This window comes from Blautia sp. AF19-10LB (assembly GCF_003461245.1).
GTDB classification, from domain to species: Bacteria; Bacillota; Clostridia; order Lachnospirales; family Lachnospiraceae; genus Blautia_A; species Blautia_A intestinihominis.
Genome location: NZ_QTWS01000005.1, coordinates 109,962 through 130,233 on the forward strand (window position 1 = coordinate 109,962; position 20,272 = coordinate 130,233).

A 20,272-nucleotide genomic window follows, 5' to 3' on the forward strand; every position below is an offset into this window, starting at 1 on the left:
GTCTCTCTCCGGCATTGAGAAAAACAGAAAACAACCCGGCATTATGTCATTTTGCTACATAATGTCGGGTTGTTTTTATTGTAATACTATAGTAATATTATGTGTCTCATCTGAAGACAACTGTTCAATCGTCTCTTTTTTCATGCAGGCACTTCCGCCTGCTCTTTTTTCTATTTCTTTTTCGTCACAGTACGCCTGAACAATCTGATATTCTCCATACTCCTTTTTGTCTGGATTGGAAATGTGAACCTCAAATTTCTTTCCTGCAAATTCCAGATAGAGTGATGCATTTCCTTCTTTATCAAACTGTTCTGCCATAAGTGCTGGTGCGATCACAAGATTGCCAATCTCTCCTCTTACTCCAAAAGCTTCTGTGATCATGGTCAGCATATACCAGCTTGCTGCACCGGTAAGATATGCATACAGCCCTCTTCCATCACTGTCAAAATATTCAGGAAGACCTGGATACATATAGCTGCTTTCAAAGTTCATTGCCGCATGAAGAAGTGTATTGAGCACTTTATATCCTTCTTTTACAAATCCCTGACTGTACAGAGCATTTGCATACATGACTGCCATGTGAGAGAAAACAGCTCCGTTTTCTTTTTCACCATAGGCAAAGCCGAACATCCTGCCGAGATCAAATTTCTCTTCTCTGAAATTTGTATTCAGTCGATAACCGCCTGCTTTCTCATCGAACAGATATTTATCTGCACTTCTGCTGATCGCGGCAGTCTGCTCTTTTGTTGCAGTTCCGCTCATGATCGCGAATACCTGGCTGGTCAGCATCATGCGTACACGATCTTTTTCGCAGCACTCTACCGGATTCTTGTGGTCATCATAATAACCATTGAACCATCCGTCTCCACCATCTGTGATCCATTCATTCTTTCGGATATTTTCCATCATCCATTCTGCTTTTTCACGCAGATTTCTGACTATCTCATCAATTCTGACAATCACTGTGTCGCCGCTGATGTTGTGTGCACACTTTTTGGTGTAAGAACCCAGCAGTTCTCTTTTTTTGTCTGCATTCTCATATAGATCTCTTCCACAGGAAAACAGACATTCCATTTCACTGGCAATCTCAACCCGGTTAATTCCGCTTATGCGTTCCAGGTTTTCCAGGCAGTCTGCAATGTTATTCATATTTCCTGCATAGGCACAGGTAAACGCCACACTCTCACCATTGTCCCACGCCATATCCATGGCATCGTTCCAGTCGGCTCCATGGAGTTTCATTTCATTATGCTCACCCACATCATAAAAAGCAGTTAAATTCTGCAGAAGAATATGCTCCAGAATTGTTCCGAAATAAATATCTCCGCTCTCTACTTTCTGCTGTTTTCCGTAAGCTGTATTCCATTCTTCATCGTGTGTTGTTCCTCTTCCTGACTGAAGATCTTTGAAATATGGAACTTTTTCAAACAGAATATTCATATCACCGGTCTGGTCGATATACAGCTTCGTCGTTCCAAACGGCCAGAATGCATGATCCATCCAGACACGGGCAATATTATTTCTGTCCGCGATAAATTCTCCCTGTTTATTTCCAATAATCGTGGCATTTGTTCCGTCAATGCGGACACCGCCATAGTTGGCAACAATCATCTGACGCACTACAGCCGGATTCATGATCAGGAGTGCAAGACAGTCCTGCCAGAGATCTCTCCATCCCCGTCCGCCTTTTCCATAGTCGTGGTATGGGAGAAAAGAACAGCCATAGATTCTTCGCAGTACCGGCTGAAAGCTGATCCATTTCATATAGTTATCAGCATCTGCATCACCGGTTTCATAAGATACATTTACTTTTTTCTGCCAGTAGGATTTCACCTCTTCAAGAACGTTCTCCACCTGTTCTTCTGTCCTGTATTTTGCGACAGTTTTGGCAATACTCTCTTTCTTCTCTGTCAGTCCTGCCAGTATGATAAAACCTGCTGTTTCCTGCGGCTTTAGCTCAACATCCGCAAAGCGGATGCCTCCCATTGCCTCTTTTCCCTCAGCTCTGCTTCCTGCCTTTCTGCCTGGCTTGTTCTCTCTTACTGCTTCTGGATTCAGATAGGTACCGCCCTCTCCTATAAACTCCTGCACAGTAGGATAAAACGCCTCCGGCGCATCGCCTTTTTCTGAATATCCATATACAAAATAGGTGGTATGATTCTTCTGATGACCTCTTTCATCAAAAGACAGAACCGGTGTGACTTCCACACCATATTCTGTTGTATTGATTCTGTGAAGAAGCGATGTCACATGACGATGATCTCGAATATTGTCCGCGCTTCTTCCATAAAGTGGTATTGCAGCGATCGGAGTTATTTTTGTCACTTCTTCAGATATATTTTTTATTCTGACCAGTTCAATCTCTGCTGCTCCGTCCACATCAACAAAAGAAGTGATTTCTGACTGAAGACCATATTTTGCAGAAGTTCTGGTCACTTTCTGCCACATAAAACCGGCTTCCAGAATGCTTTTATCCTGAGCTTCTGTAAATTTCTGTAATTCCTGCTCTGCTGAAATTCCCGTTGCAGACCAGCATCCCTTACCTTCTATACGACACCAGAAATTTCTGGTACTGCGATTATTGTGAAGATTTTCAATACTTACCGGTTCCAAAAGAAAATGGTTCTGATCTGTCTTGCTGTCTCCTCCAAGGTTCGGAGTGATACTGGATTTCAGTCCCCCATCACCCGCCAGCGGAAAATACAGACCACTGTAGTTTTCCGGACTCTGAATGGTAAACGTTCCTTTTTTATCCTGAAATTTTATATATTTCATGCTGTCTCCTTTTTATGACATGAACAGTTCTACTTCTGTAATCTCTGTAAGCTTTTCCTGAGGAATATAATTTTCTCCCAGTTCTTCTCCATTGACGATCATCTTCTTGAAACCAGATTCCACGTGTCCCGGATTATGGACTGTAATATGAAGTTTACATCCGCGGAAATCTTTATCAATTTCAAATTTATCCCATTCTTTCGGAACAGATGGTGCAATTCGCAGTCCGCCAAAGTCAGGACGCATACCAAGGATACCTTCTACACACCCTACCATAACGGTAGATGCTGTTCCTGTCAGCCAGTGTACATGAGAGCGTCCGAAATTCGGGCTTGCTTTTCCCTCTGTAAACTGTCCATAGCAGTATGGTTCCAGCCTTCGGATCTCTGCCCTGTCATTCTGTGCCGCAGGCGCATTTTCCATAAAGTAGCCAAAAGCTCTCTCTCCATGTCCTCTCAGAGCTTCTGCAAGAATGATCCATCCCTGTGACTGTGAGAAAATCCCTGCATTTTCCTTGGTTCCTGCATTATAGATCACAGCCAGTGCACCCTCGAATGCATGAGCATGATATGGAGGATCCATCAGGATTGCTCCATATTCTGTATTCAGTCTCTTATAAACCATATCCAGTGCAAGATCTGCCTGTGCATCGTCTGCAAGACCGCTGATCACCGCCCAGCTCTGCGGATTCAGCCACATATTCGCTTCCGGATCTGTGCGCTTTCCAATCACAGCTCCATCTTCTGTAAATCCACGGATAAAGCGGTCTTCATTCCAGCAGAGATCCTGGATCAGTTTTCCAAGTTTCTTCTGACTTTCGTTAAGATATTCAATATATTCTTTATCCTCTTTGTATTCTGCAAATTCTCTGAGAATCGTCATTGCGTAATAATACTGCAGTGCTACAAAAGTTGATTCTCCATCTTTTCCAAGTCTGAGACAGTCATTCCAGTCTGCATAAAGACCTGCCGGCATTCCATGTTTTCCAAGATGATTTTCAGAAAATGCAATTGCACGTTTCAGATGTTCATATACGGTTGCCTCACCTTTGTTTGCAAACGGAATCACTTCATCCATGAATGCCACATTGCCTGTTTCTGAAACATATTTATAGACTGTAGGGAAAAGCCACAGCGCATCATCTGCACGATAAGCCGGATGTCCTGTTTCCTGTACATAGGAAGCATCGTCCGGAGTATCTTCATGTCCCGGGTTATGTGTAAATTTTACAAGCGGAAGTCCACCGCCGTTATCCACCTGTGCTGAAAGCATGAATCGAATTTTTTCCACCGCCATCTCCGGTGCCAGATGAATCACTCCCTGAATATCCTGAACTGTATCGCGATATCCATATCCATTGCGGAGTCCACAGTAGGTAAAAGAAGCTGCCCGTGACCAGATAAAGGTCATAAAACAGTTGTATGCATTCCATGTATTGATCATGGTATTAAATTCCGGACTTGGGGTTCTGATCTGGAAGTGAGAAAGCTGACCATGCCAGTATTCGATCAGTTCTTCCAGTTCTCTTTTACATACATCCTGGCAGTTTTTGTAATGCTCCACGATCTCGCCCGCTTCTGCATCACCTTTCATTCCAACAAGAAAAGTGATTTCTTTTGTTTCCCCCGGAGCAAGGCTTAAAACTGTTGAAAGTGCTCCACAGCTATTCTCATTATAATTTCCCTTATTGCTGAGTTTTCCCGTGATCACGCCCTCTGGATTGTTATATCCGTGATATCTTCCGAGAAAGCTTTCTTTGTCTCCGCACCAGGAATTCACGTCAGCTCCTGCCAGTCCGAAGAATCTGTTAAATACATTTTTGTTATCAATGTTTTCACCTTCTTCCAGACGATCCAGGTTTGCGTGGATCATCTGACGTACACGGTTCCCTCTGAAAACCGTCTGTGTGATATACTGAGAATACTGAAGATTTACCTGATCCTGTTCATAGTTACTGTTGTTGGTAAATTCCGCATATCCTGTTACTGTAAGTTCACGTTTTTTCTCAGAATAGTTTGTTACTGCCAGACTCCATACTTCATAAGACCGCTCCAACGGCACATAATATCTTACTTCTGAGTGAATTTCACTGTAATCTGCCATCATTTTTGTGTATGCTGTCCCATGATGACATTCACTTTTGTACGTCTCCAGATCTTTGCCTACCGGCTGCCAGGATGCAGACCAGTAATCTTTACTTTCATTATCGCGAAGGTAAATATACCGTCCCGGCTGATCAAACTGATTGAAAATATATCTCAGGATTCTTCCATTTGCTCCAGATTTTGCAAAACTGTATCCTCCTGCATTATTTGAAACGATTGCCCCATACTCTGGTGAGCCAAGATAGTTTACCCACGGTGCCGGTGTATCCGGACGTGTGATCACATATTCCTTTTTTGCTTCATCAAAATATCCATATCTCATATCTCTCATCTCCTGTTCCAGCTATTCTTCGCCTGATTTTTCTTACACTATACCCTATATCATATTTTGAATATACAAAATACAAGCTGAAAATATCAGATTCGTGACATGAAAGTCTTTGTTATACTCAAAAACTGCGGAATATTACCTGTAAACAGTTACTCCGGTCACAAATTTCTTCATGACCGGAGTTCTTTATTTTTCCAGAGTTTCTATTCTCATTTTTACATCTGTCTCTATTTCTTTGCCCAGATCATACACGGTATTGGAAATTACCGCTTCACCGTCATTTACAAAGACTTCAATCAGGTTCGGGTTTACATATACTTCAAGCTCAAATCCTTCTTTTAATTCAGGTGTTGTAAACTGTACTCTGTGATTCGTAAATTTTCTGTAGAGGCTGCTTCTGTCAGTACAAATCCTGCTGCCTTCTCTGTAAATAATGTATCCGCCAATGTTTACCTTTTCACCATCTTTCAGAGAAAATCTTACACGATATCCGCTTTCATCTGCTTCATACGGTGCGGAGATTTCTCTTGTATATGCTGCCTGAATATTCGGATGGACACGAAAATAAATGTGATTCTCTTTCGCTTCTACAACTCTTGGAATACACATCATTCCCTGCCATTTCCCATCCACCGGCTCCGGCATGCGAAGCCACGCAGTCAGGATTCTTCTTCCCTCCTCATCGAGGGTGCTCTGTGGTGCATAAAGATCCATTCCATAGTCCATAAGCTGGTACTCATCCGGAAGTTCCATCTGACATGTTTTCTCATCAAATTTCACCTGCATACAGACCGCCTGTGCATCATCTGCTTTTCCGTCTTTCAGAAATCCCATTGGTGAAAAGATTACTATCTGTTTTCCGTCCACTTCAAAGTAATCCGGGCATTCCCACATCCAGCCAAATTTCTCTTTGGTAACAGAGTTTTTATATTTCCAGGATTCGCCATCTTTTGAAGTAAAGAACAGAAGTCTTCCCTGCTTATCTTCAATTGTGCTTCCAAGCATCATATACCATCTGTCGCCATTTTTCCAGACCTTCGGATCTCGGGTATGTCTCGCATCACCGGTTTTTGCATCATGGATGACCGGAAGAACTGTTTTCTTATCCCCAATGTTATCAAAATCAAATCCATTCTCAGAAGTGATCATCAGCTGTGCGGATACAAACTGCTCATCTACACAGTGATTGATATTCTCAGGATTTTCAACCAGATAATTTACTCCGGTAAAATACAGCTGCATCTTCCCATCATTTTCAACAGCTGTTCCAGAAAAACACCCACTTCTGTCATCTGTTTTACTTGGATACAACGCTATTCCCTGATTTTCCCAGCTTACAAGATCTTTGCTGACAACATGACCCCAGTGCATTCTTCCCCACTGCGGTGCATAAGGAAAGCACTGATAGAACAAATGATACAGACCTTTGAAATAAATAAAACCATTCGGGTCATTCATCCAGCAGTCTTTTGGTTTTACATATATTTTCTGCATTTTCTGTACTCACTTTCTCATTCTTCTGCATATTTTCGGACTACCTGCAGGGCTTTTTCTGCTTCGGCTCCCTGTGCATGAATTCTTACATTGACCGGTTTGGACAGATCTGTACTGAAAATTCCCATGATAGATTTTGCATCGATCACGTATCTTCCGGAAACAATATCCACGTCGCATTCCAGATGACTCACTTCATTCACAAAATTTTTGACTCTCTCAATCGTACCCAAAAATATCCTGATTTCTTCCATTACTGTCACTCCTATAAATAATTTACCTCAGTTTCCTTATCAAAGAAATGAATTTTGGACGGCATGAATACAAACTCAATTTCATCTCCGACCTGGCTGATCTCATACTTTGAAACTCTCGCAACTGCCTGGCAGCCTCCAAACTGGAAATACAGGTTATTTTCATTTCCCATAACTTCCGTATCTGTGATCACAGCTCTCATTTTATTTTCTTTATATAATTCCAGATTCTGTGCATCCATCTTGAGATCCTCACCACGGATTCCAAGTGTCATTTCACCTTCCCTGCCGTTCAGTTTATTGATGATAGCTTCCGGAAGTGTAAGTTTATTTCCGTCCTTAAATGTAACTTCATTTCCTTTTACTGTCACATCAAAGAAGTTCATCTGCGGAGATCCGATAAATCCAGCTACAAATTTATTTACCGGATGATCATAAAGCTCCATTGGTTTTCCAACCTGCTGGATCACGCCCTCTTTCATGATGACGATACGATCTGCCATTGTCATTGCCTCAACCTGATCATGTGTAACATAAATTGTAGTTGCTCCCATCTCACGATGAAGTCTGCTGATCTCTGTTCTCATACTGACACGGAGTTTCGCATCCAGGTTGGAAAGAGGCTCATCCATCAGGAATACTTTCTGATTTTTTACGATGGCACGACCAAGTGCAACCCTCTGTCTCTGTCCACCGGAAAGATTCTTCGGTTTTCTGTAACGAAATTCCTGCAGTCCCAGAATATCAATCGCCCAGTCTACTTTTTTCTTGATCTGATCTGCCGGCATTTTCATATTCTTCAGACCATATCCGATATTTTTCTCTACTGTCATATGCGGGTACAGTGCGTAGTTCTGGAATACCATTGCAATACCTCGGTCTCTCGGAGCAGTTTCGTTTACTTTTTTTCCATCAATATACAGATCACCTTCTGTAATCTCCTCAAATCCGGCTACCATGCGAAGTGTTGTTGATTTTCCACATCCAGATGGTCCGACAAATGCAATAAATTCTTTTTCATTGATTTCCAGGTTGAAATCACTTACGGAGTTCTTATCTGCTCCTGCATATTTTTTTCCGATATGTTTAAATTCTATAAAACTCATAATTCATTAACCCTCCTTGGAACCGGTTGAAGTTACACCTTCTACAATCTGTTTTGAGAACAGTGCATAAATGATAATAACAGGAATTGTGATCAGGGTGATCACTGCAAGTGTCTGACCCATTGTTGTATTGTCATTGGATGTGATTGAGTTCAGACCGATCTGTGCGGTCAGAAGATCACTGGATGTGAATACAAGTGACGGCCAGAGATAATCATTCCATACTCCGAGGAATGTAAAAACACTTACTGTTGCAACAACTGTCTTTGACATCGGCAGCACCATTGTGAAGAAGTATTTTACCGGGCTGCAGAAATCAAGCTGAGCTGCCTCGTAAACGTCATCCGGAAGGCTTACAAACACCTGACGGAAAAGGAAAATATTAAATGGATTCACGATCATTGGAAGTACATATCCGATAACTGTATTCAGAAGACCTGCTTTTGCAATGATCAGAAAGTGAATCGTGATAACTGTTTCTGTTGGTACGATCAGAAGCATCATAATGATCAGAAGCCACTGGTCACGAAATGGAAAATTAATCTTTGCCAGTGCATAACCGGCAAGCCCGTTGACGATCACGCCGAGTACGATCAAAAGTGCCGCATATCCTAAAGTATTAAGCATATAACGGAGGAAATTGGTGTCCGTAAGAATCGTAATATAGTTTTCAAAATAATTTCCGTTTAAAGCAGGCGGAATAAATGCTGCCACAGAATTCATATCCGCTGTGATCGCTGCATCCGGTTTAAAAGAGTTTGCAAGCATCCAGATTACCGGAAACAGGAAGAATATGGAGAGCAGCAGAAGAAAAACTGCCAGAACCCAGTTAAATGTTTTTTGCTTTTTTGTTAACATGTTTTTTCTCCTCCTTTCCCTTAGTCAGTACATTCTGTATGATAGTCAGTACAACAACAAAGACTGTAAAGACAATTGCCATGGTAGATGCAAGTCCCATCTCCCAGTTCATTGTACCAGTTTCATAAATATCATATACCAAAGTGTAGGTTGAATGGTCCGGACCACCGCCGGTCATTACCATCGGCTGTACTAACATACGGAACGCGCCAATTGTAACTGTGATAAATACGAAAACGCAAAGAGGTTTCAGTTCCGGAAGTGTGATGTCTTTAAATTTCTGCCATCCACTTGCATGATCCATCTCTGCTGCCTCATAAAGTGCCGGATTGATATTCTGAAGTCCGCCAAGGAAGATAATCATCTGATATCCGACACCCTGCCATACACTCATAACTGCGATGGACGGAAGTGCCTGCTTTGCACTGTGGATAAAAGGCTGTGCACTGATTCCAAGGTGTGCAAGCATTGTATTCAGGATGCCCTCAGGGCTGTAAATATCCATCCAGAGTGTGGATACAACTGCCAAAGACATGACAACAGGGATAAAAAATGCTACTTTAAAATATTTCTTGCAATGCGTAACTTTATTGATTGCAAGTGCCAGAACAAGTGCTCCGATACACTGGCAGGGAACGATGATAATTACAAATTTTACCGTGTTAAAAAATGATTTTACAAATAATTCGTCTTTAAAAATATTTATGTAGTTTTCCAGTCCTACGAAATGTGTCATATCCGGGTTCAGTGCAAAGTAATCGGTAAAACTGAACACCAGTGTCAACACCATCGGCAGAAATAAAAACAGTATAAGAAGTACCAGTGCCGGGCCAAAGAAAGCCATTCCTAAGATTGATTCTTTTTTCTTCATTATTCTCTCGTATAACGTTCCAGTTTCGCGTTAATCCTTTCTACAGATTTATCCAGTTCTGTCTGTGCATCCTTGCCGCCAAGTCCGACACTTTCAAGTGCCTGCTGGAAGGATGTACTTACCTGTGGATATACAGGAGTTTTTGGTCTTGGGTGTCCGTATTTACTCAGCTGCTCGTACAGTGCTTTGTAATTTTCGTCTGTCTGGAATATATCGATCTGATCAAATGCCTTATATGTTGATGGGAGTGATTTTGCTTCATTCCAGATTCTGACACCACTTTCCACACCACTCATCCATTTGACCAACTCTGTTGCTCCTTCAATATTATCTGTCGCAGAAGAAGCCGCAAATGCCCAGGATCCTGTCGGTGTATATCTCTCACCATCCCAGTCATCTCCTACTACATAAGGTGCCACACCGAGGTTCACATCCGGATAGTTCTCATATATGGTATTGACTTCCCATGCACCATCAAATTTGAAGGCTGCTCTTCCGCTTTCAAAAAGCTTTTCGACCGGAGCTTCTGACATATATTTGTTCTCTACAATCTGATGGAAATAATTCATAACCTCAACGTTTTTCTCTGAATTAAAATATCCATCTACAGTCATTCCATCATCACTTACCAGATTGCCGCCATTTGCCCAGATAAATGGTGCATAATAATAAATACTTGCTTCACCTACCGGGAAAGTCATATCAATCGGATATCCCTTCTTCTCATCCATTATTGGCTTCAGTTTTGCCAGAATATCCATAAATTCCGTTCTTGTCCATGGATGGTCGGCATCCGGCACTTCAATCCCGGCCTCCTCAAGAATATCTTTATTGTAATAAAGGCCTACACTGGATTCCATGACTCCAAGTGCATAGAGCTTGTCATCATAAGTTCCCTGCTCCAGAATGGATTCCAGATACTCGCCCCTCTCCTCCTCTGTCAGGTCTGCCAGAGGTTGGATGATACCGTTCTCTGCATATGCAGCAACATTCGGTCCGTCCAGTGTAAGAACATCCGGAAGTCCTCCTGAGAGCACCGATGAATTTACCTTATCCGAATAGCCGCCGCCGCTGTCATTTCTCGGAATAAATTCAATATCTGCAAAATATTTGCCATTATATTTCTCGTTAAACCTGTCTACAGATTCCCTGTAAACCTGTCCTTCCGGAGTATCCTCAATACTGTGTACCCATATAGAAAGATACTGTTCGCCCTCATCGTATCCTGCCACATCGCCAGGCTTTACTTCCTTTTTCTGGCATCCCGTCATACTGACTGCCATTGCCAGACCGGCAAGAAGAATCAGTTTTGTTTTTTTCATGTTCTCCTCCTTTTCCTTTCTGCTGTTTGTGTAACCGGTAAAGTAACCGGTTACTTTATAAATTGATAATATCATCAGAATATGATTTCGTCAAGTATTCTCTTATTTTTTCATTGATATATACAAATTCTGTATTTTTCCTTTGTTGATTTTTTACAAAACCGGTTACTTAACCACTTCTGTATTGCTTGTCCTTGTTATAAACCACAATTTCTGTTATACTCTTAAGCAATATAATACTATTCAGTTTTTTTATTGAAAGGACTCTTCTGTTATTATGGGGAAAAAAAATATAACTTTCAGCGATATTGCAAAATATACCGGTTTTTCCAAAACAACGATTTCCAGATATTTCAATAATCCGGACTCTCTTACCCTGGAAAACCAGCAGATCATTGCGGATGCTCTTGAGAAATTAAACTATAAAGAAAATAAAGTTGCGAGGATCCTCGCAAACGGAAAAACAGAATTTATCGGGGTTATCATCCCAAACCTCTATATGCACTACTATTCTGAAGTTCTGAACCAGATATTAAAAACTTACGAAACTTTTGGCTACAAGTTTCTTGTATTCACAGGAGATGACCAGGAGACAAATGAGCGAAAATATATCCAGGAGCTCCTTTCCTACAAGATTGAAGGAATGATCATTCTCAGTCATACGATACCATCCCGTGAACTCGCCTCCTATAATATTCCTATCGTAACAATCGAAAGAGAAGATCAGTATGTCAGCAGTGTCAATACAGACAACTACATGGGCGGGGTGCAGGCAACCAGTCTTCTGGCAAAAATCGGAGCTGATGTACTCATTCATATTAACGCAGAGTTTTCTTCGCAGATTCCATCCTACGGACGTATCAAAGGATTTACTGATATCTGTAAAGAATACCAAATCCCACATGAACTGATCCTTACCGATACAGGACACAGTTATGAAGAAACGTCCCAGATTCTCAAGAACCTGATTGACGATATTGATATCAGATATACCGGCAAAACCAAGGGAATCTTTCTTCCAAACGATACTTTTGCCAATATCGTACTTCATCATCTGATCCGGCGATACGGAAAGCTTCCTGATGATTATAAGCTCATCGGTTTTGATGACTCTCCTGTCTCAAGAGAGGCCATCGTTCCGATCAGTACGGTTGGACAGCAGATCGACAAGATTGCCGCTGCCGCTATGGAAATCCTGAACGTTCAGATCAAAGAAAGCCACAAAAGGAAACCTGCACTTTCTTCCGAACCAGTCCACCAGATCATTCCACCGATATTGATTCATCGCGAAACAACGCTTCCTGTAAAAACACCCTGATATGTTCAAAACTCCGGTCACAAATTTCTTCATGACCGGAGTTTTATTGTGCTATTTATAATTCACATATCTTTTTCCATATTTCCTCGTTGACCGGGATTCCGTTCTTCAGATTTTCCCTGCGTCGGATGAGTGTTCCCTGTCCTGGATATCGGACGGTATGTCCTTCTTTTTCCGGAATGGAAGCCTGGATATCTTTCAGTGTCTCGTTTAAGATTTCCTGTGCTTTGTCTGGATCCTGATTCAGGACTTCCGGGCGGATCGCGATGAATACCTGCGTCAGGCCGTATTCCGATTCGCATTCCTGTCCTACTTTTGTCACAGTTCTTCCGAGTGTGAGTATCCCGCCGATCAGATCCAGTACGATCGAGAGGCCAGAACCTTTCCAGTAGCCGATCGGGACGACTCTTCTTGTTTTTTCGATGGCTGCCGGGTCGCAGGTCAGGCTGCCTTCCTCATCGTAACCACCCGGATAAGGAAGTTTTTCTCCATTCTGCCTGCATACAGAAAGCTTGCCGTAAGAATACTGTGCCATCGCAGTATCAACAACAACATGCTCTCCATTCTGATCCGGAACAGCCAGAACGAATGGATTATTTCCGATCCTTCCATCAATGGCTCCCCATGCCGGCATGTTTGGACAGGTATTTGTCCAGCAGATTCCGATACATCCTGCTTCCGCTGCCTGCCATCCGTAGGCACCCCCGCGCATCCAGTGATTGGTATTGGACATCGCCACCATACCGATCCCAAGCTGTGCCGCCAGTTCTACCGCACGCTGCATTGCCATTTTTGCATTGAGATTTCCCATTCCCAGATGGCCGTCCCATCGTTCCACGGCACCAAAGCCGATGATTTTTTCCGGCACTGCATTTACGTCAATGTAGCCTTTCTGAATATAATCGATCACTCTTGGAAAACGCTGGTAACCATGAGAATACACTCCATCTAAAGAAGAATCGGCGAAATTCTTCGCCGATTCCTCTGCACGTTTCTCATCGAAACCATATTTCACAAGAATGCTCTGTAATTTTTCTTTCATTTCTTCGTAGAAAACTCGCATTTTACATTCCTGCCTTTTTATTTATCTGGAGATTTTATATCATCAAACAAGCTTCATGTCAACCAGAACCTGATGAAGTTTCTCCTTCTCTTCTGGTGTCAGCTCTCCGATCGGTGCCAGGCACTTGCCAACCGGGATGCCCTGCTGTACAAGCCCTTCCTTAATAACAGCCGGGAAAGTGCCCATACCGCATGCGATACGGAGCGGTGCCAGTTCAAACTGTGCATCCAAAGATCCCTTGAGATCACCTTCCATAAATTTGTCGTAGATATCAGCTGCGATACGTGGAGCTACGTTTGCACAGGATGCGATCGCGCCTGTTGCTCCATAGCAGAGAGCTGCATGAATCAGAGTGTCTCTTCCCATCAGTACATGGAAGTTGTCGTTGTCTCTTGTCAGACGGATGTACTCTGCTGCATTTGTCATATCACCGGTGCTGTCCTTGACTGCAACGATGTTGTCGATCTCAGCCAGTTTTGCAACAGTTGCCGGTGTGATAGTTACGTTTGTTTTTGGTTTGTTGTTGTAAAGGATGATCGGAAGTGAAGTGCTTTCTGCGATTTCCTTATAGTAAGCGTACAGTTCGTCCTGTGTCTGGGATACAAACATTGGTGTCAGTACGGAAACTGCATCCACGCCAACTTCTTCGCAGATCTTTACCAGACGGATAACGCCTCTTGTTGTGATATGGTTTGCACCGCCGTAAACCGGAACACGACCTCTTGTCTCATCTTTGACTGTTTCAAGGATCTTGCGATAGGTATCGTCATCGAATGCGTAAAACTCTCCGGTCGTTCCCAGTGGAAACAGACCATGCACGCCGTTGTCGATCAGATGATTGACCATCTGACGCAGTACTGGATAGTTTACTTCTCCGTCATCTGTAAGTGGTGTGATGATTGGTGGAATAATTCCTCTTGGTACAAATCCCATTGTTTTTTCCTCCTCGTTGTTGCTATATTTTTTGGATTGAATGATCTTGTTATATGTTTTAATTTTTGTTCATTGATTTTAGATAAAGAACTGTGCGATAAGCAGTTCCAGTACACCAACGCCCGACATGATCATCGATACGGCCGTCTTGCATCGAACCTGGTCTTTCAGTTCTGTCAGTCCGAACATTCCGTTGAATACCCAGAATCCACTGTCATTGAAGTAGGAGAATGAAATCGCACCTACGCAGCAGGAAAGGGACATAAGAAGCGGGCTGATGCTTAAAACACTCATAAGTGGTGCTGTCAGGGATGCTGCTGTTGTGATTGCAACGGTTGCAGATCCGAGAGCGATCCTCATAAGTGCTGCAATGATGAACGGGATCAGAACTGCCGGAAGTGCCCAGGATGTAACCATTTCACCAAGTGCAGTACCGATACCGCTTACTTTTACAACGTTTCCAAGAGATCCGCCGGCACCTGTGATCAGCATGATGATACCGGTATCTTTGATAGCGTCATCCATCATCTTGAGAACAGCTTTGTTATCTTCCTTCGGAACAAGTCCGTAGATTGCAAGAAGTGTACCGATTCCAAGTGCTACGATCGGAGAACCAAGGAAATCAACTACGCTGTTGCTGATACCAACAAAACCAAGTACAGTTTTGAGAAGGATCAGGATGATCGGAACAAAGATCGGTGCTACAGATACCCAGAAGCCCGGGAGTGGTTTTGCATCCATCATTGCATTGAGTTCATCCATGGATTTGATGTATTCCTGTTTGAATTCTTTTCTGTCAAATCCACCTTCATCGTTCGGAACCTGATAGATTTTCTTTCCGATCCATTTTGTGTAAAAAACTACTACGATCAGCATCGGAATGGAGATCAGTGCACCACCGATGATCATCTGGCCTACATCGACATTGAACATTCCGGCTGCAGTCAGCGGACCAGGTGTCGGAGGTACCAGACAGTGTGTCAGCTGAAGACCAACTGCCAGTGAAAGTGCAAGTCCAACTACAGATTTACCGGTTACTTTGGACATTGCTTTGCAAAGAGGTGCAAAAATTACGATCGCGGAGTCTGCAAATACCGGAATGGAAATGAACCATCCTGTGATCGCCAGTGCCCATTCTTCGTTTTTCTGACCGATCAGTTTGATAAAGCTGTATGCCATTTTTTCGGCAGCTCCGGATTTCTCCAGGATACCGCCCATCATAACGCCAAGACCGATGATGATACCGGTGCTCTTTAATGTGCTTCCAAATCCTTCCTGAATGGCTGTGATCAGACCAGTCTGAGTTGTGCCGTCAGCGAGGGTAATATCTGAGATCGGCATTCCGCCGATGATTCCTGTGATCATGGCTGCGATCAGAAGGGCCATGAAGGAATGTACTTTTGTTTTCATTACCAGGACGATCATTACGATGATTCCTAATGCCAGTCCTAATAACATTCTTGTTGATTCAGACATGTTTTTTCCTCATACTCTTTCCATATATTCATTCACTAAAGTTTTTAAGGTAACCTATTTTGCTGATAAAATCTTATCTTACGAGACACGGACGCTTGTTATCGAATTTCCATCCCGGGATCAGATACTGCATGCCTTTTGCATCGTCACGTGCTCCCAGACAGTTGTCCATGTAAAGTTTGTGTGCTTTGAGAACCTGTTCGCGGTCAACTTCGATTCCAAGTCCACCTTTTTTCGGAAGATCAATGCATCCGTCAACGATTTTCATCGGCTGTTTTGTGAGACGCTCGCGTCCTTCCTGCCAGATCCAGTGTGTGTCGATTCCGTTCATCTTTCCTGGGATTGCTGCTGCACACTGTACGACCATTGCAAGGCTGACATCGAAGTGATTATTGGAATGACATCCCCACATCATGCCGAAATCGTTGCACATCTGACCTACTCGAACGGAACCGTTCATAGTCCAGAAATGCGGGTCTGCAAGCGGAATATCTACGCTCTGCAGGGACAGGCAGTGATGCATCTGGCGCCAGTCTGTGTTGATCATGTTGGTTGCTGTCGGCATTCCGGAGAGCTGTCTGAACTCTGCCATAACTTCACGTCCGGAGAATCCGTTTTCTGCGCCGCATGGGTCTTCACAGTAAGCAAGACATTCTTTGAGCTGTGGAGCAATCTCCAGTGCTTCTTTGAGGCTCCAGCAGCCGTTCGGGTCGAGATCAACTCTTGCATCCGGGAATGCTTTTTTGATCGCCTGAACTGCTTTGAGTTCTTCCTTCGGTGCAAGTACGCCGCCTTTAAGCTTGAAATCTACGAAGCCGTATTTTTCATGGGTCGCTTTTGCAAGTGCTACGATTGCTTCTGGTGTAAGGGCTTCTTCGTGACGGAGACGGTACCAGTCGCATTCTGCATCTGGTTCTTCTTCGTACGGAAGATCTGTTTTTTTGCGGTCTCCAATGTAGAAGAGGTAGCTTAAGAACTGTACTCTTTCTCTCTGGATTCCATCACCCATCAGAGCTGCTGCCGGCACATCAAGGAATTTTCCGAGAAGGTCAAGCAGAGGTGCTTCGATTGCTGTTACTACATGTACTCCGGTACGAAGGTCGAATGTCTGTAAGCCACGCACGTCATCTTTGATATTTTCATCCAGCCATTTACGAACCTTGTTGAGCGTCTGTTTGTAATCTGCAATGCTTGTTCCGATCACCAGGTCTTTTACCTGCTCAAGTGCATTTGTGATCTTCTCTCCTCCCGGAACTTCTCCAACACCTTCTACTCCGTTGGAATCTGTCAGGATCACGATGTTTCTTGTAAAGTAAGGTGCATGTGCGCCGGAAAGGTTTAATTCCATACAGTCATGTCCGGCTACCGGGAAAACTTCCATTTTTTCTACAACAGGTATCATTTTTCTTCCTCCTAGAATATTCGAAATCATTGCGGCCTCAATGTTTTTCTTTGTTTGTTTTGTATGTATTTTATTATATACATTCTGGCTTTTTGTTCAATTCGCAGAATACCCAAGAAGGTTCTTATGATTTTTATGCTTTCGTTAATGTTGCGGTTTTTGAAATGATATGTTTCATTTTAATCGCATTTTGTTTCATGCATTGCGTAAAATACAGGATTTTCTGCAATTTAAGGTAAAAAAAAAGCAGGTCGCTTGATATTTATAACTTCAACTGCATACACATGCAGGCATGAGATGCAGTTGAAATTTTGAAACCTGGATATCAGGTGATCGGTGCCGGGTTGAAGATGCAGAGGTCGTTGTGGAGTTTGTATTTCTCTGCGAAGGACTGATCCTTTCCGCTTGCAACCGCGATGATCTTGTTGAACAGCTGGGTTCCGATTTCCTGGATCGTTGCTTCGCCTGTTGCGATCGGACCGGCGTTGACATCGATCAGATCCTGCCACATGGCTTTCATTTCATTTCTTGAACAGACTTTGATGACCGGAGCTGCTGCGAGTCCATATGGAGTTCCGCGGCCTGTCATAAATACCTGCAGAGTGATTCCTGATGCAAGCTGGCATGGACCGCAGACGATATCGCTTGCCGGTGTCGCTGCATAGATAAGACCGTGTTTGGTTGGTTTTTCTGCCGGGGAAAGTACTTCCACGATCGGTGAGCTTCCTGATTTTGCAATGGAGCCCATGGCTTTTTCTACGATGTTGCAGAGTCCGCCTTTTTTGTTTCCCGGGGTCGGGTTAGCGCTTCTGTCTACGTTTCCTTCTGCAAGGTAATGATCGTACCAGCGCATTTCTGCTGCAAGTTTGTCTCTTACTTCTGCGCTGACGCAGCGTTCTGCAAGGTAATGTACTCCGTCACGTACTTCTGTTACTTCGGAGAACATAACGGTTGCGCCGCCTTTTACCAGCATGTCTGCCGCATATCCTGCGGATGGGTTTGCAGTCACGCCGGAGAATGCATCGCTTCCACCGCACTGCATACCGATGCAGAGTTTGGATAATGGAAGTGTTTCTCGTTTTCTTTCGTTGAGGATCGCGAGTTTTTTGTCTGCCATTTTCATGAGGGCGTCAACCATGGCATCGAAGCCTTTCTGTTCCTGGAGAATAATGACATTTTCAGGTGTAATATCGGCTTCATCGAGGAGCATCTGTACAGTGAATTTCTCACAGCCAAGTCCGACTACCATGAGCTGTCCGCCGAAGTTTGGATGTTTGGCGAGATTTCTGAGTGCACGGATCGGGACTTTTGCCTCAGGTGCGTTGATGGCAACGCCGCAGCCGTATGCGTGGTTGATCGGGACGATGTCGTCTACGTTTGGATATTTTGGAAGAAGTTCTTCTTTCATTTTCTTTACTGCGACATTCAGTACTCCTGTTACGCACTGTACGGTGGTGCTGATCCCGAGGATGTTTCTGGTTCCTGCGTAGCCGCCGTCTGGATTTGCATATCCTTCGAAGGTAGTTACCGGCGGTTCAGGCAGGTCTGTGACGATGTTTTTGCCGAACTCCATGTCATCTACGGATGGCGGGGTTGGGAGTTCGAGCATGAATTCGTTGATCCAGTCGCCGCGTTTGATCGGGTTCATGGCGTATCCGAGGATCACGCCGTAGCGGATGACCGGGCTTCCTTTTGGAATGTCAGCCAGTGCGACTTTGTGTGCCTGCGGGATGTCCTGGTTGATGTGGATGCCTTCCACTTCTGATCCTGCGCTCAGTGGCTGAACAGCGATGGCTACGTTGTCAGACTGGTTTATTTTTACTAGCAGTGACATTTTGGATTCCTCCTTTGCTTTGTTGAGGTTATTATAACGCAGGAGGTTGTATAAGTAAAATTCATTGTAGTTATAGTTCTCTTAATTTTTCTAATTTACATATTGGAATGTGGAGGGGATTGGGGTAGAATGGAGGTAAGGAGGTACCCACAATGGATTTACGTCAAATACAATATATTGTAGCAATCGCGGAAGAAAACAACATCACCCGTGCAGCGGAAAAGCTTTATATCACGCAGTCTGCGCTTAACCAGCAGCTTCTTAAACTTGAGAAGGAACTCGGTGTGCAGCTTTTTCATCGTTCGCGGACGGACTGGCATCCTACGGAAGCTGGGGAGATTTATCTGAAGGCTGCACGGGAAATGCTGTTGCTTAAGAAGGATACTTACCACAGGATCCATGATCTCGCGAAGATCCAGCAGGGGGAGCTCAGTGTTGGCTTTACGCCTGGGCGTGGGATCGCCATGTTTTCTAATGTGTATCCGAAATTTCACCGCCTGCATCCTAATATCCAGGTCACTCCACGGGAACTCAGTGTCCAGAAACAGCAGGAACTCCTGATATCCGGTGAGTTGGATCTGGGATTCGTGACACTTGTTCCGGAACAGCAGAAACCTGCTCTGAGTTATATTCCTTTAGCTTCCGAGGATATTTTTGCTGCCGTTCCGATCCGCCATCCGATCGCCACACCACCGGAGGAAGGATGGACAAATGCTGTTCCTGTTCGCGAGGGTGAGATTTCCGAACTGAACCTTTATGCGCTTCGCGAGGAACCTTTTGTCCTCACGTACAAAGAATCCACGCTTCGCGATCTGACCGACCACATCTTCGAATCTGCCAGTTTCAAGCCTCATGTACTCTTTGAGACCTCCAGCAATGCAACCATCACCACTATGGTCGGGGCTGAAATGTGCTGTGGCATCATTCCTGCTTTTTATGCCCGTGGACACGAGGACAAGATCCGATTCTTCACTCTCCCTGGCAAACCCTCCTGGAACATCATGGCATGTCACCACAAAAAACGTTATCTCAGCAAAGCAGCCAGAGATTTCATATCCCTGGCTGAAGAATTCTGGAGTTAAATTTTATAGATTGTACATTTTGTTCTGATTTTGTGTTATAATAATGTT

Annotated in this window: 15 protein-coding genes; 2 read left to right on the forward strand and 13 right to left on the reverse strand. The window is 43.7% G+C overall.

Annotated elements, in window-relative coordinates; translation table 11 throughout:
• Nucleotides 1-75: 75 nt before the first annotated feature.
• The 8 genes from DWX28_RS04950 to DWX28_RS04985 form a co-directional block, all read right to left on the reverse strand.
• On the reverse strand, nt 76-2,775 hold the full coding sequence (locus DWX28_RS04950) for a GH36-type glycosyl hydrolase domain-containing protein (RefSeq protein ID WP_118252037.1): 2,700 nt from the start codon (nt 2,773-2,775) through the stop codon (nt 76-78).
• Nucleotides 2,776-2,787: 12 nt separating this feature from the next.
• A complete protein-coding gene (locus DWX28_RS04955; protein WP_118252038.1) occupies nt 2,788-5,202 on the reverse strand; it encodes a GH36-type glycosyl hydrolase domain-containing protein in 2,415 nt (804 codons plus the stop codon).
• 195 nt (nt 5,203-5,397) lie between these two features.
• The gene (locus DWX28_RS04960; protein WP_118252039.1) at nt 5,398-6,705 is read right to left on the reverse strand and encodes a glycoside hydrolase family 32 protein; all 1,308 of its coding nucleotides are present in this window, start codon (nt 6,703-6,705) and stop codon (nt 5,398-5,400) included.
• 17 nt (nt 6,706-6,722) lie between these two features.
• Complete coding sequence (locus DWX28_RS04965; RefSeq protein ID WP_022215745.1) at nt 6,723-6,959, reverse strand: HPr family phosphocarrier protein; 237 nt, start codon at nt 6,957-6,959, stop codon at nt 6,723-6,725.
• Nucleotides 6,960-6,970: 11 nt separating this feature from the next.
• Nucleotides 6,971-8,065, reverse strand: a complete 1,095-nt coding sequence (locus DWX28_RS04970; RefSeq protein WP_118252040.1) for an ABC transporter ATP-binding protein — start codon at nt 8,063-8,065, stop codon at nt 6,971-6,973.
• Nucleotides 8,066-8,071: 6 nt separating this feature from the next.
• Complete coding sequence (locus DWX28_RS04975; protein ID WP_022215743.1) at nt 8,072-8,923, reverse strand: carbohydrate ABC transporter permease; 852 nt, start codon at nt 8,921-8,923, stop codon at nt 8,072-8,074.
• Entirely contained in the window at nt 8,895-9,794 is a 900-nt protein-coding gene (locus DWX28_RS04980) for a carbohydrate ABC transporter permease (RefSeq protein ID WP_118252041.1), read from the reverse strand. The genes DWX28_RS04975 and DWX28_RS04980 overlap by 29 nt, the downstream gene beginning before the upstream one ends.
• Nucleotides 9,794-11,116 (reverse strand): ABC transporter substrate-binding protein, encoded by a 1,323-nt coding sequence (locus DWX28_RS04985; RefSeq protein WP_118252042.1) that lies wholly within the window; start codon nt 11,114-11,116, stop codon nt 9,794-9,796. The genes DWX28_RS04980 and DWX28_RS04985 overlap by 1 nt, the downstream gene beginning before the upstream one ends.
• A gap of 277 nt (nt 11,117-11,393) precedes the next feature.
• Between DWX28_RS04985 and DWX28_RS04990 the strand changes: the two genes are divergently transcribed.
• A complete protein-coding gene (locus DWX28_RS04990) occupies nt 11,394-12,434 on the forward strand; it encodes a LacI family DNA-binding transcriptional regulator (protein ID WP_118252043.1) in 1,041 nt (346 codons plus the stop codon).
• Between the two features lie 55 nt (nt 12,435-12,489).
• On the opposite strand, the gene yiaK is transcribed toward DWX28_RS04990, so the two are convergent.
• The 5 genes from yiaK to garD form a co-directional block, all read right to left on the reverse strand.
• Nucleotides 12,490-13,497 carry a 3-dehydro-L-gulonate 2-dehydrogenase gene (gene yiaK, locus DWX28_RS04995; RefSeq protein ID WP_118252044.1) on the reverse strand — a complete coding sequence of 336 codons (1,008 nt, stop codon included), beginning with the start codon at nt 13,495-13,497 and terminating at the stop codon, nt 12,490-12,492.
• Nucleotides 13,498-13,539: 42 nt separating this feature from the next.
• Complete coding sequence (locus tag DWX28_RS05000; protein ID WP_022215738.1) at nt 13,540-14,430, reverse strand: dihydrodipicolinate synthase family protein; 891 nt, start codon at nt 14,428-14,430, stop codon at nt 13,540-13,542.
• A 78-nt stretch (nt 14,431-14,508) separates the two neighbouring features.
• Entirely contained in the window at nt 14,509-15,906 is a 1,398-nt protein-coding gene (locus DWX28_RS05005; RefSeq protein WP_118252045.1) for a GntP family permease, read from the reverse strand.
• Between the two features lie 73 nt (nt 15,907-15,979).
• The gene (locus DWX28_RS05010; RefSeq protein ID WP_118252046.1) at nt 15,980-17,308 is read right to left on the reverse strand and encodes an enolase C-terminal domain-like protein; all 1,329 of its coding nucleotides are present in this window, start codon (nt 17,306-17,308) and stop codon (nt 15,980-15,982) included.
• Between the two features lie 325 nt (nt 17,309-17,633).
• Nucleotides 17,634-19,142 carry a galactarate dehydratase gene (gene garD / locus DWX28_RS05015; protein ID WP_118252047.1) on the reverse strand — a complete coding sequence of 503 codons (1,509 nt, stop codon included), beginning with the start codon at nt 19,140-19,142 and terminating at the stop codon, nt 17,634-17,636.
• Between the two features lie 152 nt (nt 19,143-19,294).
• Between garD and DWX28_RS05020 the strand changes: the two genes are divergently transcribed.
• Complete coding sequence (locus DWX28_RS05020) at nt 19,295-20,224, forward strand: LysR family transcriptional regulator (protein ID WP_022215734.1); 930 nt, start codon at nt 19,295-19,297, stop codon at nt 20,222-20,224.
• Nucleotides 20,225-20,272: the final 48 nt, after the last annotated feature.